General features: G+C 42.0%; 25 protein-coding genes, 1 tRNA gene, 1 riboswitch and 2 other annotated features (1 of these 29 running past the window's edge). Of the genes, 7 read left to right on the forward strand and 19 right to left on the reverse strand.

Translation table 11 applies throughout. The annotated features are described in order from the left end of the window. Positions 1-71, reverse strand: a binding site (T-box leader) (it extends 155 nt beyond the left edge of the window). The 7 genes from trpB to HMPREF0850_RS10730 form a co-directional block, all read right to left on the reverse strand. Beyond that, the gene (trpB, locus tag HMPREF0850_RS10695; protein ID WP_000208442.1) at positions 68-1,246 is read right to left on the reverse strand and encodes a tryptophan synthase subunit beta; all 1,179 of its coding nucleotides are present in this window, start codon (positions 1,244-1,246) and stop codon (positions 68-70) included. It overlaps the preceding feature by 4 nt. A 66-nt stretch (positions 1,247-1,312) precedes the next feature. Continuing rightward, positions 1,313-1,538, reverse strand: a binding site (T-box leader). 42 nt (positions 1,539-1,580) lie between these two features. After that, entirely contained in the window at positions 1,581-2,807 is a 1,227-nt protein-coding gene (locus HMPREF0850_RS10700) for a DegT/DnrJ/EryC1/StrS family aminotransferase (protein WP_001134516.1), read from the reverse strand. Positions 2,808-2,849: 42 nt separating this feature from the next. Continuing rightward, the gene (locus HMPREF0850_RS10705; protein WP_000922226.1) at positions 2,850-3,542 is read right to left on the reverse strand and encodes a sugar transferase; all 693 of its coding nucleotides are present in this window, start codon (positions 3,540-3,542) and stop codon (positions 2,850-2,852) included. 183 nt (positions 3,543-3,725) lie between these two features. Next, on the reverse strand, positions 3,726-5,468 hold the full coding sequence (locus HMPREF0850_RS10715; protein WP_001180023.1) for an ABC transporter ATP-binding protein: 1,743 nt from the start codon (positions 5,466-5,468) through the stop codon (positions 3,726-3,728). Further along, positions 5,458-7,203 carry an ABC transporter ATP-binding protein gene (locus tag HMPREF0850_RS10720; protein ID WP_000022585.1) on the reverse strand — a complete coding sequence of 582 codons (1,746 nt, stop codon included), beginning with the start codon at positions 7,201-7,203 and terminating at the stop codon, positions 5,458-5,460. Before HMPREF0850_RS10720 ends, HMPREF0850_RS10715 begins: the two co-directional genes overlap by 11 nt. A 54-nt stretch (positions 7,204-7,257) precedes the next feature. Beyond that, positions 7,258-7,893: a DUF421 domain-containing protein gene (locus tag HMPREF0850_RS10725; protein ID WP_000174450.1), complete on the reverse strand. Its 636-nt coding sequence runs from the start codon at positions 7,891-7,893 to the stop codon at positions 7,258-7,260. Next, on the reverse strand, positions 7,890-8,345 hold the full coding sequence (locus tag HMPREF0850_RS10730; RefSeq protein ID WP_000675331.1) for a DUF3290 family protein: 456 nt from the start codon (positions 8,343-8,345) through the stop codon (positions 7,890-7,892). Before HMPREF0850_RS10730 ends, HMPREF0850_RS10725 begins: the two co-directional genes overlap by 4 nt. 132 nt (positions 8,346-8,477) lie before the next feature. On the opposite strand from HMPREF0850_RS10730, the gene HMPREF0850_RS10735 reads away from it, so the two are divergent. The 4 genes from HMPREF0850_RS10735 (at position 8,478) to HMPREF0850_RS10750 (ending at position 11,896) form a co-directional block, all read left to right on the forward strand. Further along, on the forward strand, positions 8,478-9,305 hold the full coding sequence (locus HMPREF0850_RS10735; protein ID WP_004256024.1) for an exodeoxyribonuclease III: 828 nt from the start codon (positions 8,478-8,480) through the stop codon (positions 9,303-9,305). An 11-nt stretch (positions 9,306-9,316) separates the two neighbouring features. Next, positions 9,317-9,703 carry a bleomycin resistance protein gene (locus HMPREF0850_RS10740; protein ID WP_000386238.1) on the forward strand — a complete coding sequence of 129 codons (387 nt, stop codon included), beginning with the start codon at positions 9,317-9,319 and terminating at the stop codon, positions 9,701-9,703. Between the two features lie 133 nt (positions 9,704-9,836). After that, a riboswitch (purine riboswitch) is annotated at positions 9,837-9,932 on the forward strand. Positions 9,933-10,052: 120 nt separating this feature from the next. Then, positions 10,053-10,634 (forward strand): xanthine phosphoribosyltransferase, encoded by a 582-nt coding sequence (locus HMPREF0850_RS10745; RefSeq protein WP_000770378.1) that lies wholly within the window; start codon positions 10,053-10,055, stop codon positions 10,632-10,634. Next, the gene (locus tag HMPREF0850_RS10750; RefSeq protein ID WP_001171654.1) at positions 10,634-11,896 is read left to right on the forward strand and encodes a nucleobase:cation symporter-2 family protein; all 1,263 of its coding nucleotides are present in this window, start codon (positions 10,634-10,636) and stop codon (positions 11,894-11,896) included. The genes HMPREF0850_RS10745 and HMPREF0850_RS10750 overlap by 1 nt, the downstream gene beginning before the upstream one ends. 321 nt (positions 11,897-12,217) lie before the next feature. On the opposite strand, the gene HMPREF0850_RS10755 is transcribed toward HMPREF0850_RS10750, so the two are convergent. Both HMPREF0850_RS10755 and typA read right to left on the reverse strand, forming a co-directional pair. Continuing rightward, a complete protein-coding gene (locus HMPREF0850_RS10755) occupies positions 12,218-12,472 on the reverse strand; it encodes a DUF3165 family protein (protein ID WP_000262659.1) in 255 nt (84 codons plus the stop codon). A gap of 19 nt (positions 12,473-12,491) precedes the next feature. Then, positions 12,492-14,333: a translational GTPase TypA gene (gene typA, locus HMPREF0850_RS10760; RefSeq protein ID WP_000164119.1), complete on the reverse strand. Its 1,842-nt coding sequence runs from the start codon at positions 14,331-14,333 to the stop codon at positions 12,492-12,494. A 158-nt stretch (positions 14,334-14,491) separates the two neighbouring features. Between typA and HMPREF0850_RS10765 the strand changes: the two genes are divergently transcribed. Next, positions 14,492-15,217, forward strand: a complete 726-nt coding sequence (locus HMPREF0850_RS10765) for a 16S rRNA pseudouridine(516) synthase (protein WP_001235075.1) — start codon at positions 14,492-14,494, stop codon at positions 15,215-15,217. A gap of 41 nt (positions 15,218-15,258) precedes the next feature. Here the strand turns inward: HMPREF0850_RS10765 and HMPREF0850_RS10770 are convergent, their stop codons facing one another. The 3 genes from HMPREF0850_RS10770 to HMPREF0850_RS10780 all read right to left on the reverse strand — a co-directional run bounded on the left by HMPREF0850_RS10770 (position 15,259) and on the right by HMPREF0850_RS10780 (position 16,189). Further along, entirely contained in the window at positions 15,259-15,492 is a 234-nt protein-coding gene (locus HMPREF0850_RS10770; RefSeq protein ID WP_001088142.1) for a hypothetical protein, read from the reverse strand. Between the two features lie 86 nt (positions 15,493-15,578). Beyond that, complete coding sequence (locus HMPREF0850_RS10775; RefSeq protein WP_000158120.1) at positions 15,579-15,959, reverse strand: rhodanese-like domain-containing protein; 381 nt, start codon at positions 15,957-15,959, stop codon at positions 15,579-15,581. Next, complete coding sequence (locus tag HMPREF0850_RS10780) at positions 15,956-16,189, reverse strand: YqgQ family protein (protein WP_000646473.1); 234 nt, start codon at positions 16,187-16,189, stop codon at positions 15,956-15,958. The genes HMPREF0850_RS10775 and HMPREF0850_RS10780 overlap by 4 nt, the downstream gene beginning before the upstream one ends. A 102-nt stretch (positions 16,190-16,291) precedes the next feature. Here HMPREF0850_RS10780 and HMPREF0850_RS10785 point away from each other — a divergent pair, with 102 nt between their 5' ends. Together HMPREF0850_RS10785 and HMPREF0850_RS10790 are read left to right on the forward strand one after the other, a co-directional pair. Next, positions 16,292-17,200, forward strand: a complete 909-nt coding sequence (locus HMPREF0850_RS10785; RefSeq protein ID WP_001222585.1) for a LysR family transcriptional regulator — start codon at positions 16,292-16,294, stop codon at positions 17,198-17,200. Between the two features lie 57 nt (positions 17,201-17,257). Next, positions 17,258-19,057 carry an N-acetylmuramoyl-L-alanine amidase gene (locus HMPREF0850_RS10790; RefSeq protein ID WP_000713514.1) on the forward strand — a complete coding sequence of 600 codons (1,800 nt, stop codon included), beginning with the start codon at positions 17,258-17,260 and terminating at the stop codon, positions 19,055-19,057. A gap of 31 nt (positions 19,058-19,088) precedes the next feature. On the opposite strand, the gene HMPREF0850_RS10795 is transcribed toward HMPREF0850_RS10790, so the two are convergent. The 7 genes from HMPREF0850_RS10795 to HMPREF0850_RS10825 form a co-directional block, all read right to left on the reverse strand. Next, entirely contained in the window at positions 19,089-19,406 is a 318-nt protein-coding gene (locus HMPREF0850_RS10795) for a hypothetical protein (RefSeq protein WP_000734656.1), read from the reverse strand. Positions 19,407-19,597: 191 nt separating this feature from the next. Continuing rightward, positions 19,598-19,670: transfer RNA gene (locus HMPREF0850_RS10800), tRNA-Thr, on the reverse strand. Between the two features lie 99 nt (positions 19,671-19,769). Next, the gene (locus tag HMPREF0850_RS10805; protein WP_000760730.1) at positions 19,770-20,555 is read right to left on the reverse strand and encodes an ABC transporter permease; all 786 of its coding nucleotides are present in this window, start codon (positions 20,553-20,555) and stop codon (positions 19,770-19,772) included. Between the two features lies 1 nt (position 20,556). Beyond that, positions 20,557-21,375: an ABC transporter permease gene (locus HMPREF0850_RS10810; RefSeq protein WP_000594193.1), complete on the reverse strand. Its 819-nt coding sequence runs from the start codon at positions 21,373-21,375 to the stop codon at positions 20,557-20,559. A 1-nt stretch (position 21,376) separates the two neighbouring features. After that, positions 21,377-22,369, reverse strand: coding sequence for an ABC transporter ATP-binding protein (locus HMPREF0850_RS10815; protein ID WP_001240820.1), 993 nt, complete (start codon positions 22,367-22,369; stop codon positions 21,377-21,379). A 230-nt stretch (positions 22,370-22,599) separates the two neighbouring features. After that, entirely contained in the window at positions 22,600-23,649 is a 1,050-nt protein-coding gene (gene mcrC, locus HMPREF0850_RS10820) for a 5-methylcytosine-specific restriction endonuclease system specificity protein McrC (protein ID WP_000612301.1), read from the reverse strand. After that, the gene (locus HMPREF0850_RS10825) at positions 23,646-25,343 is read right to left on the reverse strand and encodes an AAA family ATPase (protein WP_001206202.1); all 1,698 of its coding nucleotides are present in this window, start codon (positions 25,341-25,343) and stop codon (positions 23,646-23,648) included. Before HMPREF0850_RS10825 ends, mcrC begins: the two co-directional genes overlap by 4 nt. Positions 25,344-25,534: the final 191 nt, after the last annotated feature.

Below are 25,534 nucleotides of genomic sequence, written 5' to 3' on the forward strand. Positions count from 1 at the left end.
CTTTCTCTGCTTGTTTCCAGCAACCACAAGCTCTCTGTGAGAGAAAAGACTGTAATTTTTCCATCTTTTATTTTTTAGCTTCTAGGTAGTCTGCAATAGCAGCTACGTCCTTGTCTCCACGACCAGAGACATTGATGATGATAATGTCATCTTTACTTAGTTTCGGTGCACGTTTAACCGCTTCTGCGATAGCATGCGAACTTTCAATCGCTGGGATAATCCCTTCTGTCTTGCTGAGAAGGAGCAAGGCTTGAACAGCTTCTTCATCTGTCGCTGCTACGTATTCTACGCGGCCAGAATCTTTGAAGTAGGCGTGTTCTGGGCCAACCCCTGGATAGTCCAAACCAGCTGAGATAGAGTAAACTGGCGCCAGCTCTCCATCTTCCTTAAAGACTGCATAGGTCTTCATACCATCGACAATTCCGACACTACCCTTTGTCATAGTGGCTGCGTGCTTGTCTGTGTCAAGTCCATGACCGGCAGCTTCGACCCCAACCAATTTGACTTCTTCATCAGCTACATACTGTGAAAAAGCACCGATGGCATTGGAACCACCACCTACACAGGCAATGACGTAGTCTGGTAAACGACCTTCTTTTTCTAAGATTTGACGACGAGATTCTTCACTGATGACCTTTTGGAATTCATGAACGATGGTAGGATAAGGATGAGGTCCTACAGCAGATCCCAAAACGTAGAAGGCTTCAAGGTCATTCATCCATGCTCCAAAGGCTGCATCGACCGCATCCTTGAGAGTTCGTGTCCCTGTTTCAACTGCGTGAACGGTCGCTCCCATCATCTCCATGCGGAAGACATTGAGACGTTGACGCTCCACATCTTCTGCCCCCATGTAGACATCACAAGCCATACCAAACTTGGCTGCAGCAGCCGCTGTCGCAACACCGTGCTGACCAGCTCCTGTTTCTGCAATCACTCGTTTTTTGCCCATACGTTTGGCAAGAAGAATTTGTCCTAAAACATTGTTGAGCTTGTGAGAACCAAGATGGTTAAGATCTTCTCGCTTGAGATAAATCTTAGCCCCACCTAGGTGGTCTGTCAAACTTTCCGCAAAATAAAGCGGTGTTTCGCGACCAGAATAATCCTTTAAGTAATGGCGAAATTCTGCCAAAAACTCTGGATCATCCTTGTACTTGTCAAATGTCACTTCCAACTCATCCAACAAAGCCTGAATTGGCTCCGGTACAAAACTACCACCAAATTGTCCAAAATAACCTTTAGTTGTCATAAATTTTTCCTCTTTCAGTATTAATTTAAAGATATGAAAAAAGCCCACACACAGAATCTACTTCCGTGTGAGGGCGTTGGTAACGCGGTGCCACCTCAATTATAAAGGGACTATTCCCCTTTACATCTCTGCCTTGTCTAACAACAAGTTGCACTGTAAGGTGTGCGCACCGAATTTTCATTGTTTCAAATTCATTTTTAAAATCAGCCCACTTTCACTACTTCCAACCACCTGTTCACAATCACCACAGGCTCCCTGAAGATCAAAAATAGTTACTTTTCTGATTTGTTGAGAATATTATATGCTATTGTCCGCTTTTTGTCAAGATTTTTTATTATTTTTTTCCAGAACCGAGGATTTCTTCAGAAATTCTCACTAAAGTCTGAACGATGTAATCAACTTCTTCATCGCTTAATTTTGTATGAAGAGGAAGCGTAATTTCATTTTCAAAGAAGGCATAGGCTCTTGGATAATCTGCCATATCGAAACCAAGATTCTTATAGGCTGTCAAAAGAGGAAGCGGTTTATAGTGTACATTACTTGCAATTCCTGCTTTAGCCAATTCTTGGATGATGAGGTTGCGTTCTTCTAAACTTGCTCCTTCTACATGGGTGATGTAGAGGTGGCGTGAAGATTCAACAGTATCAGTCTTGTGTGCCAGTGGGTGAATACGAGTACCCGCAAAACCACGATCATAGCGGTCCACGATGTCCTTACGACGTTGTAGCAAAGCTGGGTAACGATCCAATTGTACCAAACCAATCGAAGCCATGATATCGGTCATATTGCACTTGTAGGCTGGTGTAACGATATCGTATTCCCATGAACCCAATTGCATCTTGGCAAGAGCGTCTTTGGTTTGACCATGAAGGGAAAGGATCTGGAATTCCTTGTACATCTCTTCGTCGTCAATAGCTGGATTGGCTTTCCAAGTCGCACTTCCTCCCTCAGCAGTTGTAAAGTTCTTAACGGCATGGAATGAGAAGGAAGTAAAGTCAGCGATAGAACCAGCTGGTTGCCCTTTGTATGTAGATCCTAAAGCATGGGCACTATCTGAGACAATTACGATACGGTTAAAGGCCTTTTGCCACTTGCTAGCAGCTGTAAAGAGATCCCGTTTCTTCTCCACGACTTGGAACAAACGGTCATAGTCGCAAACAATCCCTGCAAGCTCAACCGGAATAATCACCTTAGTCTTTTCAGTGATGGCTTGCTCAAGAAGGTCATAGTCCATCTCAAACGTATCTGCTTGGATATCCACCATGACAGGTGTCGCTCCTACGTGTGTGATGACACTGCAAGAAGCTGTATAAGTCATGGCTGGAACGATGACTTCATCACCAGGTCCCACTTCCAAAACACGCAAAATCAACTCAAGAGCGGCAGTCGCAGAGTTGAGGCAGACAGTCTTAGGTGTCTGTGTGTATTGAGATAAGCGACGCTCTAGTTCTTTTGTCTTTGGCCCAGTTGTAATCCAACCAGAACGCAGGGTATCCGCTACTTCAGCAATTTCTGCTTCCGTAATATCGGGTGGTGAAAATGGAATATTGTAATTTGGCATTGATTTGCTCCTTTTATCTGTACTCATTTTCTCATGACTACTTTATTTTAGCACTTCAAACACGGTTTGAAACATGATTTTGATGTCTCCAAGGAAACTAAACTCTCGGAGATAGGCGAGATTATAGCGCATCTTTTCAGGAAGAACATGCTCGACATAGGCTTGGTCAACCGTCAGACCTTTCTCCGTCATTTGACTGATGATGGTGTCCTCATCCTTGTAGTTGATACTAGCTGGAGAGGTGATTCCGGCTGGCAAGAGCAAGGTCGCCATCATTTCAGGGCTATACTGCTCGGTGTAACGTGGCACCTCAGGTCGTGTCCCAACAAAGGACATCTCGCCTTTAAGGACATTGACCAGTTGAGGTAGTTCGTCCAAACGCACACGGCGGATGAAATTTCCAACCTTGGTAATGCGACTATCGTTAGCAGAAGTCACCAGGCTTCCTTTTTTATCCGCATCCGTTACCATAGTACGGAACTTCCAAATCTTGAACGGACGGTTGTACTGGGTCACACGCTCTTGCTTGTAAATGACAGGTCCCTTGCTATCCAACTTGATCCAAATGCTCAAGATAAGAAAGATGGGAGAAGTCAAAACTAGCAAAAACAAGGCCAGAACCCAATCCAGGCAACGCTTGAAAATCAGCGACCCCTTCCTTTTAGAGACAAGCTGGTAGTAGGACTCAACCTCGCTTGATTGCATTTCCACGGGTAGGTCTTCCCATTTCAGCATGCTGTTTCTCCTTTGTTTTTATTATACTATTTGTCAACATTTTTCATTATACCACAAAATGGAAAAGGCGGTGCAAGAAATCTGTAATTTGAAGGATTTCCTTCTGATGTTCAATGAAAATCAAAGTACAGCTTTGAGGTTGCAGATAAAGCTGACATGGTTTGAAGAGATTTCCAAAGAGTATTAGGACATAGCTCCAGCCTGCAAGCTATACATCTTGTGATAGGTTCCTCCCAAGGCCAAGAGTTCCTCATGGGTTCCACTCTCGATGATACGCCCCTTGTCCAAGACGTAGATGCAGTTGGCGTCTTGGATAGTTGAAAGGCGATGAGCGATGGCAATGGTCGTCCGCCCCTGTCTCATCTTAGCTAGGGAATCTTGAACCAAACTTTCTGTTTCAGAGTCAATATTGGCTGTCGCTTCATCCAAAATTAAGATTTTAGGCTGACTGGCGACTGTTCTGGCAAAGGCAAGGAGCTGACGCTGTCCAGTAGAAAAGCTCGAACCACGCTCAGAAACAGGAGAGTCGTAACCCTGAGGAAGGTCCTGAATAAAGGAATCTGCATCTACAAAGGTAGCTGCGTCCTTTACTTGATCATCACTGATATCTTGGTACATGGCGATATTGGACTTGATAGTCCCGTGATAGAGGAAGGGATCCTGCAAGACCAGACCGATGTTCTTTCTCAGCTCTTCCTGACTGTAGTTCCTGATATCCACATCATCCAAGAGAACTAGCCCTGACTGAAATTCATAAAAACGCATGAGGACATTAATAATCGAAGATTTCCCCGAACCTGTATGACCTACAAAGGCAATAGTTTCCCCCTTCTTAACTGAAAAGGAAATATCATCCAGGATTTGGTGTTTGCCTTCATATGAGAAATACACATGTTCAAAACGAATATTGCCTTCTTTGATTTTGGCTTGCTCATTTTCTTGAAGAGGCTCATAGTTCGTCTCGTCAATCAAGGCAAAAACACGACCTGCAGACACCATGGACGTTTGAAGGGTTGAAAAGTTTTGCGTCACCTCAATCAAGGGATCAAAGAGACGGTTGATATACTGGATAAAGGCATACATGGTTCCGGCCGTTATCCCGATAGAAAGTCCACGGTAGCCAAAGTAGGCCATCAAGACTGTGTAGCCTAGGAGTTTCAGTAAACTCATGGCAGGACGTAAAAAGAGGGCATCCAAAGCCACAGAACGGTTAGCATAGACCAAGTGTTCTTGGTTGATTTCATCAAATTCTGCCTGCAGGCGCTTCTCTTGATTAAAGGCCTGGATAATTCTGATTCCTTCGATATTTTCTGCCAGCTTACTATTGATATCTGATAAGAGACTTCTGGTTTTCTCGATGATTTTCACTGACCTTTTCCGATAGAGATTGACCAAAAGGACAATCAAAGGAAGAAAGAGCAAGACTAAAGCTGTCAAACGAAAATCCAACACCAACATGGTATAAAGAGTTGTCAGAAAGATAAAAACTGCTGAAATAAAGCTGGATAAAATCCCCGAAAACATATCACTGATGGTCTCGGTATCATTTGTCAAACGAGAGACGATGGAACCTGCTGGCGTCTTGTCAAAATAAGACATGCTCAGTTTTTCCATATTGGCAAAGGCATCCCGACGAATATCCCTTACAATACTGTAGGACACCCGCGCAAAGAGAAGATTCCCGACATACTGGACCAGAGTTTGTAGGATATAAAGACCATAGTAGACCAGCAAAACGGTCACGGCCAGTTGATTAATATTGCTGAGGTACTGATCGATAAAGTGGGAAGCCACAAGGGGAATGACACTTTTAATGACCGTCGTCGCTAGGAGAAAACTGAGTGCCAAAAAGGTCAGGAGGCCGTAGGGCTTGAGATAGGACATCAAGCGCTTCAATACAGCCCATTGTTCTTTCTTATTCTGCATCTTCTTCTCCTTTCATTTCCAACTGCTGAGACTGGTAGGTTTGGGCATACCAGCCATCTAGGACTAGCAGGTCTTCGTGCGTGCCCCGTTCTATGATTTGGCCATTTTGCAGAACCAAAATCAGATCTGCATGGACAACTGCACTGAGGCGATGGGCTGTGATAATGGTTGTCTTATCCCTCCGCGTCTCCTTGAGATTGTCGATGATGGCATACTCCGTCTTGGCATCCACGGCGGACAAGGAATCATCTAGAATCAAGATATCAGGGTCTAAAATCATAGCCCGACTCATAGCCAGACGTTGCTTTTGACCACCTGAAAGACTGACTCCTTTTTCACCGATAACTGTATCAAAGCCCTGAGGCATGTCTACAATATCTTGGTAAACTTGAGCTAGCTTAGTCGCTTCCTCAACTGCTGAAAGGGGCAAGTTCGGATTACCGAAGCGGATATTGTCTAAGATAGAGGTCGCAAAGAGAAACTGATCCTGAGGGACATAGCCCATGAGACTGCGAAGGTCTGTCAGACGATAGTCCCGAATATCATGACCGTTTAGATAAATAGCTCCCTTATCCACATCGTATTCTCGCAAGAGAAGGTTAATCAAGGACGTTTTCCCAGAGCCTGTCTGCCCGACTAAGCCTAGGGTTTGCCCTTTTTCCAGACTAAAGTGAACATCCGTCAGTGTCTCCTCATTTTCAAAGGCAAAGCTGTCAATGGCGTACTCCAAACGTCCATTTTCGATACTGTCCAGAGGACATTCAGGATCTTTTATAGGTGATTCCTGAGATAAAAGATCCTCAATCCGCTGATAAGAAACCTTTCCTCGCTGAGTAATATTAAAGAGGAAACCAATAGCCATAAGAGGCCAGACCAACATATCCAAATAACTGATAAAGGTGACCAGATTCCCAACCGTGATTTGCCCTTTCTGAACCATCAAAGAACCGACCAAGAGGGTTAAGACATAGGATGAACCAACAAACAAGAGAACCATAGGGTCAAAGAGACTATCGTATTTCATGGTTTGCAGGTTCTTCTGGAAGGTCAATTCATTGACTGCCTGAAAGGACTTCAACTCGTCCGCCTGGTAACCGAAAGACTTGGTCACTTTAATACCTGATACGGACTCCTGCACCTTGTTATTGAGTTCAGAAAAGGCGGCTTGCGATTCGCCAAAAGCCTTGTGGGTCTTTCTCCCTAGACGACTGGTCGCATAAGCCATGAAAGGTAAGGGTAGAATGGCAACTAGCGTCATTTGCCACGAAATGCTAAAGAGCATGGTCAGCAAGGTCACCAAAGCCGTGATAGAGGCATCCACGGCAGACATAACACCGCCCCCTGCCAGACGCGTTAGGGCATTGATATCGTTGGTTGCGTGTGCCATCAGGTCCCCAGTCCGATAGGTTTGATAAAAGGCTGGAGACATTTTTGTGAAATGCTCAAACAAGCGAGAGCGCATAATCTGTCCCAAACGGTAGGAAGTCCCAAGGATATACATACGCCAAACATAGCGCAGATAGTACATCCCAAAGGCCGCAAGAAGCAAGTAAAATAGGTCAAGAAGGAGGGCCTGCTGGGTTAATTGCCCTGATGTGATAGCATCAATGACTCGTCCCATAACCATAGGTGGAATGAGATTGAGAACGGAAACCAAAACCAGGGCCACAATCCCGACTAGATAACGGCGTTTTTCTAACTTGAAAAACCACCAAAGTTTTTGAATAATGGACATAACATCCCTTTCTGATTGCAAATAGAAACCTGAGGCCAAGACCCCAGGTTTTTCTTATTCATAGGTTACGACTGTGACCGCACCCTTGTCATACTCAGCGATAAAGATATTGGCTACATTGTCATGCCCTTGCTTGCTGAGGTTATCAAGCAACCACTCTTCGTTACGACCAATCGACTCCAAAACATCGACTTGTATCACACCGTCAGTCACAACTGGATACTTAGGATTTTCATCCCCCATTTGGACCACGATGAGTTGGCCATTTTGCTCCTGCACAGCGCATTTGACCTGTTTCATCTGGAAAATCCCTTGGCTACGAAGTTTGAGAGCAACTTCTGCTGCAGACAAACCAACTGAACGACAGGCTTCTGGGTCAATCTGCCCATTTTTGATAAGGAGAGTTGGTTTTCCATCAATCAAGCGTTTGACAAAACGAACATTGTTATTGAGCCACTTGAGGGTCAAGACCAAAATCGTCCACATCATCAAAATCACTGCGTACTGCAGAATGCTAATAGAACTATTGTAAATCACCCCACCGATAATACCACCGAGAACATAGTTCTGAATTTGGTCTGTCGCAGAGTTAGGCGCCAGATTTCCCTTTCCTGTCACATTGATAACAAAAACAAGCGAGAAAAGACCCAAGGCCAGTTTGATTAAAATTTCCATATAATTGAGTGTCATTTATTTACCTCCACCAATTCAATAGCGTCTGTTTGATGCAATTCTAATTTCTCTAAAAGATACTTGTCTGGTTGGCTCCCGTTCATGGCGCGGTAGAAATTTGGACCTACCTTGACAAGCGCTCCATCAGTGGCTGCAGAAGTATTGACATAAACTTCTGATTTATCCACTCCCAAGTCTTTGGAAACAACCTCTATGAAATGAAGTGAAGTTTGAAATTGGTTGTTAGAGGCTTGATTGGTCTGGTATTTTGAGATTGTCACCAAAAGCATGGCCACCAAGGTCAAGGCCAAAATCATGACCAATTCCCGAAACTTAGTCCCCTTTTTATCTCGATAGGCTTTAAAAGCAAAAAATCCTGTGATAGCTAGGAGCACAATCCCAAAGCCAATCATGATGCCATTTTGCTGACTGATTTGGCTAAGTACATAGTCATATGAGTAAAATTTCATTTATTTTCACTCCCTTTCATAAAATCATTCTTAATTATAAACGAAAGAGAGTGATTTTTCAAGCCATACGTTGGGGAAATGGACCTTTTTTGGTATAATAAAATCTATAATCTGAATGAAAAAGGTAACTTTATGAAACTCATCTCATGGAATATTGATTCCCTCAATGCTGCCCTAACTAGTGACTCAACTCGTGCCAAATTGTCCCAAGAAGTACTACAAACCTTGGTCGCTGAAAATGCTGATATCATCGCTATCCAAGAAACCAAGCTTTCTGCCAAGGGTCCTACTAAAAAACACTTGGAAATTTTAGCTGAACTCTTTCCAAACTACGAAAACACGTGGCGTTCTTCTCAAGAACCTGCCCGCAAAGGCTATGCTGGAACCATGTTCCTTTATAAGAAAGAACTCACACCCACTGTCACTTTTCCAGAAATCGGTGCCCCTTCTACCATGGACTTAGAAGGTCGCATCATCACTCTAGAATTTGATGAATTTTTCGTGACCCAAGTTTACACTCCAAACGCTGGCGACGGCCTCAAACGTTTGGAAGAACGCCAAGTCTGGGATGTCAAATATGCGGAGTACTTGGCTGAACTAGACAAAGAAAAACCAGTCCTTGCGACCGGTGACTACAATGTAGCCCACAATGAAATCGACCTTGCAAATCCTGCCAGCAACCGCCGTTCACCTGGATTTACCGACGAGGAACGTGCTGGATTTACCAACCTTTTGGCAACTGGATTTACCGACACCTTCCGTCATGTTCATGGCGATGTTCCAGAACGCTACACTTGGTGGGCACAACGTAGCAAGACTTCTAAAATCAACAATACAGGCTGGAGAATCGACTACTGGCTGACCAGCAACCGCGTGGCTGACAAGGTAACCAAGTCTGATATGATTGACTCCGGTGCGCGCCAAGACCATACACCCATTGTCATGGAGATTGAGCTCTAAGGAGAAAACGAATGGACTATCAAGCTGTCATTCCTGAATTTGTAGTATCTGACCTCGAAAAGTCACGCCACTTCTACTGCGATTTGCTGGGATTTTCTGTCGAATACGAGCGTCCAGAGGAGAAATTTCTCTTCCTCTCGCTTGAAGACTGCCAACTTATGCTAGAAGAAGGCAGCACAGAAGAATTAGCCCAACTAACCTATCCTTTCGGGCGCGGTGTCAATATTTCCTTTGGTATTGAAGATGTCCCTCAGCTCCACCAAAAACTGCTGGAGGCCAACTATCCTATTTATCGTCCTTTGACTAAGAGAACATTTCGTGTTGGGGATCACTACATCTATCCTCACGAATTTGCAGTCTTGGATCCAGATGGCTATTTTTTAAGATTTAGCGAATAGAAGAATAAAAGGCTACAATACTATCTAGCATTGCAGCCTTTTATTCGTTCGCTTTTATGATCTATTTACTAACAAAATATTTGATTTATAAAGCTAATTGGTGTAAAATATAAACATTGGCAGCAGCCTGTTTAAAATTGAATATCATTTTACTTGTTTATGTCGTGAATTGGCACGACGTTTCTACAAGGTGCCGGAACACCTAACAATGAGTATGTCAGCTGGAGGTATGGTTTTGGCCATGCCTATTTTGGGGACTTACTTAGGGGATTAAGTAGGTCCTTTTTCTATTACATAGTAGAAACTCTAGACAAGCAAATGAAGCATCTTTTAGACTTTAGGAGGTCTTATGAAATTATTAGAAGAGCGCATCATCGAGGATGGGCATATCTTGGGGGACAATATCCTCAAGGTGGATTCCTTTTTAACCCACCAAGTTGACTTTAGCTTGATGCGAGAGATTGGTAAGGTATTTGCGGAACAATTCGCTTCTGCTGGCATTACCAAGGTCGTGACCATTGAAGCTTCAGGCATTGCCCCAGCCGTTTTTACATCTGAAGCCTTGAATGTTCCCATGCTTTTCGCCAAGAAAGCTAAAAACGTCACCATGAACGAAGGTATCTTAACCGCCCAAGTCTACTCCTTTACCAAGCAGGTGACCAGCACCGTTTCCATCGCTGGAAAATTCCTCTCACCTGAGGACAAGGTCTTGATTATTGACGATTTCCTTGCTAATGGCCAAGCTGCCAAAGGCTTGATCCAAATCATCGAACAAGCTGGAGCAAAAGTTGAAGCGATTGGTATCGTAATTGAAAAATCTTTCCAAGATGGTCGTGATTTGCTTGAAAAAGCAGGGTATCCAGTCCTATCACTGGCTCGCTTGGATCGTTTTGAAAATGGTCAGGTCGTATTTAAGGAGGCAGATCTCTAATGCAAAAACAAGAAAAACACTCACAAGCAGCCGTTCTTGGCTTGCAGCACTTACTAGCCATGTACTCAGGTTCTATCCTGGTTCCCATCATGATTGCGACAGCTCTTGGCTATTCAGCTGAGCAGTTGACCTACCTAATCTCCACAGATATCTTCATGTGTGGGGTGGCCACCTTCCTCCAACTCCAACTCAACAAATACTTTGGGATTGGGCTACCAGTCGTTCTCGGAGTTGCCTTCCAGTCCGTCGCTCCTTTAATTATGATTGGGCAAAGCCACGGTAGCGGTGCTATGTTTGGTGCCCTTATCGTTTCTGGGATTTATGTAGTTCTGATTTCCGGCATTTTCTCAAAAGTTGCCAATCTCTTCCCATCTATCGTAACAGGATCTGTTATTACGACTATTGGATTGACCTTGATTCCTGTCGCTATTGGAAATATGGGGAATAACGTTCCAGAGCCAACTGGTCAAAGTCTCTTGCTTGCTGCTATTACTGTTCTGATTATCCTCTTGATTAACATCTTTACCAAAGGATTTATCAAGTCTATCTCCATTTTGATTGGTCTGGTTGTTGGAACTGCCATTGCTGCTACTATGGGCTTGGTAGATTTCTCACCTGTTGCAGCAGCACCGCTTGTCCATGTCCCAACTCCCCTCTATTTTGGTGTACCGACTTTTGAAATCTCCTCTATTGTCATGATGTGCATCATCGCAACAGTTTCCATGGTGGAGTCAACTGGTGTTTATCTGGCCTTGTCAGATATTACCAATGACCCAATCGACAGCACGCGCCTGCGCAACGGTTACCGCGCAGAAGGTCTGGCCGTACTTCTCGGAGGAATCTTTAACACCTTCCCTTACACAGGATTTTCACAAAACGTTGGTTTGGTTAAATTGTCAGGTATCAAGACTCGCCTGCCAATCTACTACGCAGCTGGTTTCCTAATCCTCCTTGGACTCCTTCCTAAGTTTGGTGCCCTCGCCCAAATCATTCCAAGTCCTGTCCTTGGAGGTGCCATGCTGGTGATGTTTGGTTTTGTTTCCCTTCAAGGAATGCAAATCCTAGCGCGCGTTGACTTTGCTAACAATGAACACAACTTCCTTATCGCAGCTGTATCCATCGCTGCAGGTGTCGGACTCAACAATAGTAATCTCTTTGTCAGCATGCCAACAGCCTTCCAAATGTTCTTCTCAAACGGAATCGTCGTGGCAAGCCTCCTCGCCATTGTACTCAATGCCGTATTAAATCGGAAAAAGAAATAAAAAAAGAGGTACGAACCTCCAGATTGAAGAAAAGTTCATTTTGGACGATCTCTTCAATCTTTTTCTTTCGGTCCAAAATAAGACTACCCTTGAAAAAGTTGGAATAATAGCCCTTCTGAGAAAATATACGTTAAATCAGAAATTAAATTATTTCCAAAATAATTGTAAGAGTATCCACTTTCTAATAGGTCGCTCAAAAAGTTTTAAAAATCATAAAAACGCATAATATCAGGCATTCAAAAACCTTGATATTATGCGTTTTATCAGGGAAAAATTTGCTAGATTTTCTCCTCAAATTGAGTCATTACCCAGCCTCTTCTATTATCTTCTTTTACCCTTTTTTACAGGCATGAGCGTAATGTCTCTCAAGCTAAAGTAGGCTAGAGCCAGCATGGCGATTGTGACAAAGAATTCTGTCGGTAATTGGAAGATTTGCAAGATGGACAACATCAGCAAAATCAAGAGAGCAACAACTACAAAGACCAAGATAACGATGTTGACTGTTCCTTTGATACTTTGGGGTGTCGCAAATACATAGAGTAGTAATAAGAGTATCCCTATGATTAAATAGACCATCTTTATCTCTTTCTAGCTCTTATTCAGCTGATTTTTTCTTTTTGTTGGCTTTCTCGCGCTCTGCCTTGTTGAGGATTTGCTTACGCAAACGGATAGACTCAGGCGTTACTTCCATGTACTCATCGTCATTCAAGAACTCAAGAGACTCTTCAAGGGTCAAGATACGAGGTGTCTTGATAACCGCTGTTTGGTCCTTAGTAGCTGAACGGACGTTGGTCATTTGTTTAGCCTTGGTGATATTCACTGTCAAGTCATTCTCACGAGAGTTTTCACCGATGATCATTCCTTCGTAAACCTCAGTACCTGGATTGACAAAGATGGTACCACGTTCTTCGATAGACATGATTGAATAAGTTGTAGCCTTACCAGCATCGATCGAAACAAGGGCACCACGGTGACGTCCACCGATTTCACCTGGAATGAGTGGCAAGTATTGGTCGAAGGTATGGTTCATGATACCGTAACCACGAGTCATTGACAAGAACTCAGTTGAATATCCGATCAAACCACGCGCTGGAACAAGGAAGACCAAACGAGTTTGACCATTACCAGTTGAAATCATATCCAACATTTCACCCTTACGTTCAGAAAGGCTTTGGATAACAGAACCTTGGTATTCTTCTGGAGTATCGATTTGAACACGTTCAAATGGCTCACATTTAACACCGTCAATCTCTTTTACGATAACTTCTGGACGAGACACTTGAAGCTCATAGCCTTCGCGACGCATGGTTTCGATCAGGATTGACAAGTGCAATTCTCCACGACCTGAAACAGTCCATTTATCTGGTGAGTCCGTTGGGTCAACACGAAGGGAAACGTCTGTTTGCAATTCTGCTTGCAAGCGTTCTTCCACCTTACGAGAAGTCACCCATTTACCTTCTTTACCAGCAAATGGTGAATTGTTGACTAAGAAAGTCATTTGAAGTGTTGGTTCATCGATGTGAAGGATTGGAAGTGGTTCAACAGCGTCTGTTGGAGTAATGGTTTCACCGACAAAGATGTCTTCCATACCGGAAACGGCAATCAAGTCACCTGCTTTGGCTTCTTGGATTTCACGACGTTCCAAACCAAAGAAACCGAAGAGTTTTGTAACACGGAAGTTCTTCGTTGTACCATCTAGTTTAGAAAGGGTAACTTGATCCCCAACTTTTACACTACCACGGAAGACACGACCGATACCGATACGACCAACGAAGTCATTGTAGTCCAAAAGTGAAACTTGGAACTGCAAAGGCTCATCTGAATTGTCGACTGGAGCTGGGATATGGTCGATAATCGTATCAAAGATTGGTGCCATTGTTTTTTCTTGATCAGCTGGATCATCTGACAAGGAAGAGGTTCCGTTGATAGCTGAAGCATACACCACTGGGAAGTCAAGCTGGTCATCATCTGCACCAAGCTCAATGAAAAGTTCCAATACTTCATCCACTACTTCTGCTGGACGAGCTGATGGTTTATCGATTTTATTGACAACCACGATTGGGACGAGGTCTTGTTCCAAGGCTTTTTTCAATACGAAACGAGTTTGGGGCATGGTTCCTTCATAGGCATCTACGACCAAAACAACACCGTCAACCATTTTCATGATACGCTCAACTTCTCCACCGAAGTCCGCGTGTCCTGGTGTGTCCATGATATTGATGCGAGTTCCGTTGTAGGCAACGGCTGTATTTTTAGCAAGGATGGTAATTCCACGCTCTTTTTCGATATCGTTTGAGTCCATAGCGCGCTCTGCTAATTCAGTACGTGCATCAAGAGTTTCTGATTGTTTCAATAATTCGTCAACGAGGGTTGTTTTACCGTGGTCAACGTGGGCGATAATCGCAATGTTACGGATATCTTCTCTTAATTTTGTCATGATTTCCTCTAATATTTAAATTTTTATTTCTAACTGAACAATTATACCACAGTCTCATTCAAAAATCACAGTTCAGCTAAGTGTAAATGTTTTCACTCTCCTTTTCTAAGCAAGGCAACTCTTTTCAAAGTCAGAGACTTATGATAAGATAAGCTAGTATGCGTTTAGATAGATTATTAGCCCAAGAAAAGGTCAGTCGCAAGGCTATGAAACAGGCTCTATTAAAAAAAGAAATCCTGGTGGACGATTGTCCAGCCAGCTCCCTAGCTCAGAATATCGATACAGGGCTACAAGAACTCCTTTTTCAGGGCCGTATCATTCGAGGCTATGAGCACACCTACCTTATGCTTCATAAACCTGCTGGTGTCGTCACAGCTAATAAAGACAAGGAACTACCAACCGTTATGGACCTCCTTCCACCTGACATCCAGTCTGACAGTCTCTATGCCGTCGGCAGATTAGACCGCGATACGACAGGACTACTGCTTTTGACAGACAATGGACCGCTTGGTTTTCAACTCCTTCATCCCCAGTACCATGTCGATAAATCCTATCAAGTGGTAGTAAACGGACCGCTCACGTCAGACCATATCCAGCAGTTTAAGGAAGGAATCGTCTTTTTAGATGAGATCACTTGTAAACCAGCAAAACTAGACATTCTGTCCGCAAGTCCAACCGAGAGCCGTGCCTCTATCACCATCTCAGAGGGAAAATTTCATCAGGTCAAGAAGATGTTTCTATCAGTTAGTGTCAAGGTGACTGCACTAAAACGCGTCCAGTTCGGCGATTTTACATTAGATTCAGAGCTAGCAGAAGGGCAATACCGTCCCTTGAACCAGAAAGAGTTACAAATTATTAAAAACTATTTAGAGATAAGTCGATAAAACAAAAAAAGCTTTATGTTTGAAGCTTTTTTTGTTTTTGCTTATCTAAAAACTATTGCAATGGCTAATATCCAGTTAAGGACAGAAACTACAAGTCCTACAATATTGAGAATTTTTTCTGTTTTATAGTCCAGTCCAGATTCTTTTTGATATGAAATAGCCAAGACCAATCCTATGATACCCAAAACCAGACCTACTATTGGAGATAGCAAACCGAGCACAATAGATAGGATACCTAAAATAAGTGAAGGTTTTTTCTTTTGTTGTGAATTCATATTATAAAATCTCCTTAAATTTAATATAAATGATGATACCTTAAGATACTAGCTTTATCTACCATTCAACAGTTTTTAATAAAATATTAGCTAGTCTTGACCTTACCAATCCAAGAATCCAATCCATAAGAGAGGATATAAATCTCAGAGAAACCTTGTTTCTTCAAATAAAGTGCTGCATTGGTCACTCGTTGTCCGCGTTGGTTTTCGTAGAGAAGGACAGGTTTATCCTTGCGAAGGGCTGCAAGGCTTGACTTCAACTGATTTGAAGGAATATTGCGGGCTCCGAGGATATGTTTTCTGTGAAATTCTGCTGGTTCACGGACATCAATCAACTGCCCTTTCCGAATCAAGGCTTCAAATTCTGCATTGTCCACAATCTTAGCCGCACGACGAATACGAAGGTAGTTATAACCCATCCATGCCGCCATCGCCAGAACGATTCCCCAAACAATCCAAATTGTCATAAGTTCTTATCTCCATTTTTCTCTATGTAGTCTAATTCTATCTTGTGCTCTCTACGAAGAACAGCTTCCGCCTCTAGATAGTCTAGCTTGTCCATCAGACCTGCATCATAGATCCGAGAGAGTTCGAGCTTCATCAGTTCAATATCATACAAGCGTTTCCCCATGTAAACAATAATGCCAAACTGTTTGAGAAATTGCTGCACATCATAGAATGTTTTCATAGCTTTCATTCTAACAGATTTTATACTTTTTTTCAATACTGGACCGGCTCTTTCCCCCTATTTTCTTCGTCTTCATTGCCCAATCTTCCGCAAGTGTGGTACAATAAAAACATGAGAATTCAACAACTACACTATATTATCAAAATCGTCGAAACTGGCTCTATGAATGAGGCAGCTAAGCAACTCTTTATCACCCAACCCAGTCTCTCTAATGCAGTTCGAGACTTGGAAAATGAAATGGGCATTGAAATCTTTATCCGCAATCCCAAGGGCATTACCTTGACCCGTGATGGGATGGAGTTTCTCTCCTACGCTCGTCAAGTTGTCGAGCAAACCCAACTTCTGGAGGAACGCTATAAAAATCCTGTCGCCCACCGCGAACTCTTTAGCGTGTCGTCTCAACACTACGCCTTTGTAGTCAATGCCTTTGTCTCCCTGCTCAAGAAAAGTGATATGGAAAAATACGAGCTTTTCCTTCGTGAAACTCGGACTTGGGAGATTATCGATGACGTCAAGAACTTCCGTAGTGAGGTTGGTGTCCTCTTTTTGAACAGTTACAACCGTGATGTTTTAACGAAAATGCTGGACGACAACCACCTCTTGGCCCACCACCTCTTTACCGCCCAGCCTCATATCTTTGTCAGCAAGACCAACCCTCTAGCTAAAAAAGACAAGGTCAAACTGGCTGATTTGGAAGACTTCCCTTATCTGAGTTATGATCAGGGGACGCACAACTCCTTCTACTTTTCAGAAGAGATTCTTTCACAAGAGCACCACAAGAAATCCATTGTAGTCAGTGACCGTGCCACCCTCTTTAACCTCTTGATTGGTTTGGACGGATACACGATCGCAACAGGGATTTTGAACAGTAACCTCAATGGAGACAATATCGTTTCTATTCCACTGGACATTGACGATCCGATTGAACTAGTCTATATCCAGCATGAAAAAACCAGCCTGTCTAAGATGGGCGAACGCTTTATCGAATACTTACTAGAAGAAGTTCAGTTTGATAGTTGATAAGCCGTCAGACATATTTTATAATATTTCTTAGAAAATAATGATTGGAGAATATCGTTGAAAAAGTTTATATTGGCAAGTGCTGTTGTCCTTTCAATGGCAGGATTTGCCCAAGCACCTATCTACGCAGAGGAAAGCAATGCTAATCCTCCTGCTACCACCGAACAAAGCAACTCTAAGGAAGATAAGAAAGATCTTTCAACTAAAACTGAAGAGGAGGTTGCAACACTTCCAAAAGACAAGGCAAAAGAAGAAGCTCCTAAAAAAGAAGGATGGCAGGAAGAAAACAAACAGTGGCGTTTCTATGAAAACAATCAGCCTGTCCTCAAATGGAAAAAAATTCAAGATAAGTGGTACTATTTTGACAACGATGGAAACCGACTCAATGATACCATTTTTGATGGCTATGTTCTCAATAAAGACGGGGTCATGGTAGAAAATGGCTGGGTAGCTCTTGAGGGTAAATGGTACTACGCCAGTGAGTCTGGAAAAATCATCCAACAAAAATGGGAAAAAATCGGAGGAGTTTGGTACTACTTTGACAAAGATGGTGTCATGCTCACTCAGACAATCGTTGATGGTTATCTCCTTACCAAAAGCGGGGCTATGGCGGAGAATGGCTGGGTAAAGGTTGACCAAAATTGGTATTATGTCACACCATCTGGCAGAATCTCGCAAGACAAATGGGAGAAAATTAATGGTTCATGGTATTATTTTGACAAAAACGGCGTGATGCTCAGCAAAACGACCGTTGGTGCTTACCTGCTCGGCAGTAGCGGGGCTATGGCGGAAAACTCCTGGGTGAAGATTGACCAAAATTGGTATTACGCTAATGAATATGGGAAATACAGCCGAGACAAATGGGAGAAAATCAAGGGAACTTGGTACGCCTTTGAACAAAATGGAGTCATGCTTTCCAATAAATGGAAAGGAAGCTACTACCTCAAATCTAGTGGAGCCATGGCTGAAAAAGAGTGGATCTTTGACAAGGCCTACAACAGTTGGTTCTATCTAAAAGCGAATGGAACCTATGCGGCTCGTGAATGGATTGGAGCCTACTATCTCAAGTCTGGTGGCTATATGGCCAAAAATGAGTGGATTTATGACGACTATTACAAGGCTCGTTACTATTTGGACGATAGCGGACATTATGTATCAGGAACCTACAAGATAGACGGCAAGGAACACCTGTTCCAAAAATACGGCCAATGGATTTCTGAAGTTTCAACAGAAGGTGGATTTGTAAAAGGTCAATACAGCAATACCATTTTCCTAGATCCCGGACATGGCGGTCGAGATTCCGGCGCCTTTTACTACAATGTAGCCGAAAAAGATCTCAACATGCAAGTCTATCGCAAACTGCGCGCTAAGCTAGAAGAACTAGGCTACAAGGTCCTCACATCACGTGACAGTGATATCGACGTTGATTTTAAGACTGAGCGTTCAAGAATGGTAAATAAAACCAACTCTGATATCTTTATCAGTATCCATTTCAATGCTACTGGAAACATTCACTCAAAAGCGAGCGGTATTCAAACCTACTCCTATAGCGATGAACCTGATTATCCAAGTAAGATTAATAAATACTGGCACAATCACCCTGATCGTATGAGTGAAAGCAAACGCCTCGCTGCTGCTATCCACTCCTCTCTCCTTGCAGAAACAGGTGCCAAGGACGCTGGCTTATTGGAAAGCAGTTTTGCCGTTCTACGCGAAACTGCCAAACCAGCCATCCTCCTAGAACTCGGTTATATGGATAATTTCACTGAGAATCAACAGATTCGTGACGATCGATACCAAGATAGACTAGTCGCAGGTATTGTGAAAGGCATCCAAAAATACTACGCTGGTAAATAAAAACAAAGTCTCGAGAAACCTCGAGACTTTTCTATTTATCTTCTTTTTTATCCTTATCAGGAAAGAGGTAGCCAAGTCCTACACAAGCTAGCACTCCTGCACCAATCACCAAACCACTTGAAATTGGCAAAAGGTCCAAAATAGCATTTGCAATGATAAAGGCAATAATCAAGCACATGAGACTAGCCTTATAATCTTTTTTCAAAAAGTTTTCTAGTGTGAAATAGAGGAACAATCCTACCGGAATGAGCGACCAGAGGTTGACATCCAAACTTGGCCATCCAACAAACCCGAAATACAATACTAGCGCAGCAGCTGCTAAGAATACAAGTCCCAATAATTTTTTCATTTTTTTGTCTCCATTTTCTTTTTTTGGTTCTTGAGTTGTCTGATACTGACCCCTCACGTCCCTTACATGAATCATTATAGCAGAGGAATTTTTCAAGAACAAGCCCTTTTGCCTATCTGGTCAATATCTCTGTCTAAGTGGTTGAGTATTTGTAACAAAAGAAAAAGAAGCCCTAATGGGCTTCTTGATTCTGCCGATTGCAGGGATCGAACCTGTGACCTACGCGTTACGAGTGCGTTGCTCTACCAACTGAGCTAAATCGGCGATTACCCTTTTAGTATAGCACTCTGAGAATAGATGTCAAGAAATTTTCATCACGATTAAAAAAGCCTGTCCTGAGACAAGGCTTTGAGTTTCTTCCTCTTACGAACCCGCACTTTCGTAAGCATCTAAGCCCCTATCCCATAGTTTCAAGGAAATGAAAAAGAAGACAAGGGAAATCAGAATCAAACCACCGATATTAAAGAAGACATCCTTGTCCTGCAAGAAATAGCTGGCAGGATAGTAGGCTGTAAAAGCAAAAGGAACGATAAAGCTAATCAACCATCGAAGAAGCGAGTTATAAATAGAAATCGGGTACTTAGCAAAATCATTGAACATATAGAAAATGTAGATCATGGCGCCTGACTGCTTGGTCCAAAAAGCAATACTGGCTGTCGCGATTTTCAAGGAAGTATAAATCAAGGTCGCAAAAGGAATGCAGACTAGGAATAGCAGGAACTTGGGAAGAGTCCAAGCAATGCTAGATACCGTTGTCGCTAGTAAAATTCCACCGACCAATAGTTCGCCCAAGGCATCAATCTGAAAGGTCTCGACTAGGATGTGAAAGAGAGGGTTGATAGGACGAGTCAGATACTTATCAAACTCTCCCTTTCTCACCAATCGTTGCCCCAATGCCCAGAGATTGTCAAAAAAGAGATGGTCCAGTCCCTTGGGAATCAAGGAAAATCCATAGATAAAAGCAATTTCTTGAAAGGTCCAGCCTTCTAGGGATGGAATGTGTTGAAAGATGACATTGAGAAACAAGAGGTTCAATCCTTGAGTCAGGAAAACACCTAAAACACCAACAACAAAATCAACCTTGTACTCCATGATTTGCTTGATGTATTGTCTGATAAAAATCAGATGCATGCGTTGATATTTTTTCATACTAACCTCCTTGAATGGTGATGAAGGACTGGACTCGTTTCCAAATCAACTGAGACAAGCCCACCATCACTAAGAGCCAGAAAAATTGTAGCAAAAGCGCCTGAAGAATCTGACTGGCATCGTATTTCCCAACAATGATCATGACCGGAGTGTAGATCAAAGATGAGAAAGGCAAGAAGGACAGAATATCTGAAACCACTTTGGGAAAGAAAGCCAAGGGAATCAAACTCCCAGACATAAAGGCCACTATGGAAGTCTTGAGTAGATTGGAACCCCAAAGATTTTTAAACACAAAAGCTGAAAATCCAAAGCAGATATTAAAGAAAAAGTTAATCAGGTAGGCGAACGTCAAGCTAAAGAGATAAAGGACAGTTGATCCCAGCACTTCTACAATACCTTGTCCAGAAAGGATTTTCATCAAGACAATGACACTTAAAAATGGCAGTCCAACAGAGATAAAAATCAACCACTTGGAGCCAAGCTCGGTGAAGAGATAAGAGGCCGCAAAATGAACTGGTCGCAACAAGCGCATGATAATGGAGCCATCCTTAACCTCCTCCCCAATCATAAAGGAGCTATCCGACCTAGTCAAGAGATTGGTCACAAAACTCATGATGATGTAGAGGGTAATATCCGCCATACTGAAGCCCTGAATCAAGGACTCCTGCGAGGAGTCAAAGACGGCCTTCCAGAGATAGAAAGCCACAAAAGCCCCCATGACATCGCCAATCCGATAGAGAATAAAGTTGACTCGATAGGTAATCAACTCCTGAACCCCTGCATTGATAAAGGGTTTATAACGTCTCCACAATTTGATCATCTTAGAGCTCCTTTCGGTAGAAGCGACGGATAATATCCTCAATATCCGTATCCACCATCTTCAAATCGCGGATTTCAAAATCAGACAGGGTTTGCTTGATAATATCAGCCGACTGGTAGCGGGAACTATCGAATTCAATGTTGAGGCTGTTTCCTTGTCTATCAATGGTCATATCAGGAAAGCCTTCATAGTGAGAAAGGAGATGACTTTGCCCTGGCACCAATTCAAAGGAAAGTGTCTTCATCTTGCCAAAGGTTTCCTTGAGCTGACTAACCGTTCCATCAAAAATCTCCTGCCCTTTGTCAATCATGAAAATCCGATCACAGAGTTGCTCAATATCACTCAGGTCATGAGTGGTCAAGAGAATGGTTGTTTCTTCCTCTTGATTGATCTGGGTGATGGCCCGACGAATGTTATCCTTAACCGAAACATCCAGACCAATGGTCGGCTCATCTAAAAAGAGAACCTTGGGATTGTGGAGCAAGGAAGCTGCAATATCCGCCCGCATCCGTTGACCAAGTGAAAGAGTTCGCACGGGATCCTTGATAAATTCCTTCAAATCCAAGACTTCATTCAAAAAGTCCATGCGCTTATGGAAGAGCGAGTCTGGCACATCGTAAATCTCCTTCAAGACCGTGTAGGTCTCTTGCAGAGCCAAGTCCCACCATAGCTGAGTACGTTGTCCAAAAACAACCCCAATATCCTTGACATAATCTTGACGATTATCTTGCGGAATCTTGCCGTTAATCCGACAAAAACCAGATGTCGGTTTCAAAATCCCTGTCAGCATTTTGATGGTTGTCGACTTCCCAGCTCCATTTGCGCCGATAAAGCCTAGAATCTGTCCCTTGGGAACCTCAAAGGTCAAATCCTTGACCGCTTCAAAGGTCTGCCTTTCAGGATGAATAAAGGAGCGCAAAGCCCCTTTCAAGCCCGGCTCCTTCACTGTCTTCACAAAATTTTTCTGAAGATGTTCCACTTCTATCATTGCCATATCTATCTCCCCTTAGTAAGAAATCAACAAACCGTGTCCTCTAAATACAAAAAGCCAATTTCTCATCTTCTAAAATCTGCCTTCTTTATCACATTAGAAGGCCTCAGTAACACTCTATTATAAAGTAATTAAGAAGGGAAAACAAGTGTTTTTTGTAGGATAGGAAAGAAAGCATAGAATATCCCAGTGATCGAATATCTTGAAAACGACTAGATTCACTCTCCGCTGCTTCATCGGAACTTTTTTGCATTTCCAAAATGTGATACAACAATGGTATCCAATTGATTCGCTATTTCTTTAAAGGAAAGATTTAAGTCCAAAGTCTGAACACTGATTTGATTACCGTGCATTTGATAAACATTATCTGGTTGAACTACTTCATCTGTCTTTGCATAGAGCAACATCCCCGACACTTTGCTACCATGTTCTTGATTTTGGTATTCTCTATTTTTGACATATGTAAAAATCTGATAAAGATTGTTGGAGTGGAGAGAATACTTTTTAAAATTCATTTGAGTTGTACTTTTATAGTATTTAGCATCAATAATCAAGATAGAATTCTCTTTTTGAAGCTGAATATCACTTTGCATGATAGGGAGCATCTCACCGATACCATCGTCTAACGCCCACGGTATCTGTGCTGCATTCGCATTTAATTCTGGATAATGTTTTTTATAATACTCAAGGATAAATTTTTCATACAATCTGTTCATTCGTCGCTCATCTAAGAAACTCATCATCTTCATGTTACCATCTGATGTTGTTTGCAATAAACCTTTTACCACTAAATAGCAAATGGCAATCATCATTCTATAAGATTGATTATTTTTGTTGTATTGCAGATTCCAGTTAACAGTTTCCAAATCAATCGGTTCAACATCACGGAAATAGACCATCAATTTCCGCAATTCTTTCTTCCTATCCTTGGAGATATCTGCTTTCAACAGAAGATTGACCGTTGATTTTATAATACGGTTCATCCTATTATTTACTGAAAACTCTTCATAAGTACAAAATATTTTCTTCCCAAGAGTACATTGACTTTTGATTGACTCTGTAATCTCAATTTTTCCCCTTAGTGTAGAGAGTTCTTCCACTTGAGCAAGGTATTCCTTTCCCAGTCCTCTCTTAAGCTGTATGGCAATTCCTTTAGCCAAGATAGCACTCATCAAATCAGCCGTATGATGAAACTCCTCTGTGGCAAGTTTCTGATATCCTTGCCCCTTAAGAACCTTAAAAGCATAAGTCAGCATGTAATAAACATTCTTTATCGGTATCACTTAATCGCACTCCTTAGATTGCCACTCCATTCTTTAACTAAGCTAGGTTCATCAAACCAATACTCCTTTAAAAGAGGTATCAGTTCATACTCTACAATACTCGAAAGAACTTGTTGGTCGATACTATTCGGTATTAGATTACAAAAATAACTATGGCCTATGCAAAAACCCTCTCCTAAACTTTCATCAGAAGCGATGATTTCATTTAGATGCTTCACAGTATTTATTAATGCATCAAATTTTTCATTCTTCAAGTGTGATTGATATTCTTTGAAGCCATCCGAATCAAATCCTGGTTTCAGCTCAAAAAATGCAAATCTTCGTCTCAAGGCAAAATCTAGCATGGCTAAGCTACGATCGGCAGTATTCATCATACCAATAATGTATAAGTTCTCCGGAATTGAGAACTGTTCATCCGAATAAAGAAGCTGTAGATCTCTTCCTCGCTTATCCATTTCGATAAGCATAAACAATTCACCAAATATTTTGCTCAAATTTCCTCGATTAATTTCGTCAATGATAAAGAAATAATCATTGCTTTCATCGCCCTCAGCCTGTTTACAAAATTGATAGAAGGGACCTTTTCTTAGTTCAAAACCACTGGCAGAAGGTCTAAATCCCATAATAAAGTCTTCGTACGAGTAACTTTGGTGAAACTGAACCATCTTTACCCTATCGATCGCTTTTTCACCCATCAGTGAGTAAGCTAGTCGATCAGCAGTAAATGTTTTTCCAACACCCGGAGCCCCCTCCAATATGATGTTCTTCTTAAGGCCAAGAATCGTTGCCAATCGATCATAATCCTCTGCTGATACAAAAACTTCTTTTAGAAAATCTTCTCTAGCGTAGCTAGTATCTCCTTTTTCAAATTCTTTTGTGTCTTCCGATGCTAGATTGTATGTAGGTGCTGAACTCTCACTAACTTCATTTTTTGCTTGTTTTTCTTTTTTCACTTGTTCAGAATACTTCCACGCTGCAAAAGACAATTCATTGAAGTTTTTCAATTCAGACTGTGGACTATCTAAATAGTTTTTAAGTATTTCAACAATAGAAAAATAATCTGATGCAGAAACTTTCGAATTCACCTTTGGGAGTTTATGGACTAATTCTAAAGGTAATTTTCCAGATTCGTAAATATACTCCTTGTTTGGTCCATCTATATTTAAAAACGAATTGGAGGCAATCCAATATAAGCCCATCGTAACTTTAGCAGTACCATTGTTTTTTCTATTGATGACTTTATCAAAATAGCCTGAGAGAAGCTCCTTATTTTCAGATGATGAATCTTCGGAATAAGCTAATGCCGCTACAAAAAGCTCCCACAAATCATCAATATCACTAACCCCTCTATCTGTATAAAAAAGATAATAGGTCGCATTCTGTTTATTGAGAACGGGAATACTGTCGAATGAAGTTGGAACATCATGAGATAATTCAAATAATTCTGCAATAGCAGTCAAAATTTTAATCCGATTTTCATTTTTCAACCCTTTATTGAATAGACCAAAAATTGTAAAAGGGTCAATATCCATGATATTGTTGTCCTTGTCCAAGGTTGGCATTGAAATGCCCGTCATTTGATAAATTGCCTTAACCTTTTGAATGAGCTCTGCCCTTTTCTCTTTATAGTTCACAAGTTTAAACGCAAATTCTTTATAAAAATCTACCCAATCAAATTGTCCTGCTTCTCTCATCTTAAACCTCACATCCCACATCTCTAGTAATTTTTGATGTACTAAATTTTATTGTTAATTAATATTATAGCACGAAAACCTTTCCAATACGATGCAACATTGCTATACATATACGATAAAAATTTCACTATCTTTAATCAACTTCAACAGTACACAAAAAGGTGACCTTTGTCGCCTCAAATGATTCCTTC

Origin of the sequence: Streptococcus sp. M143 (genome assembly GCF_000162495.1) — a bacterium.
Classification (GTDB): domain Bacteria; phylum Bacillota; class Bacilli; order Lactobacillales; family Streptococcaceae; genus Streptococcus; species Streptococcus dentisani.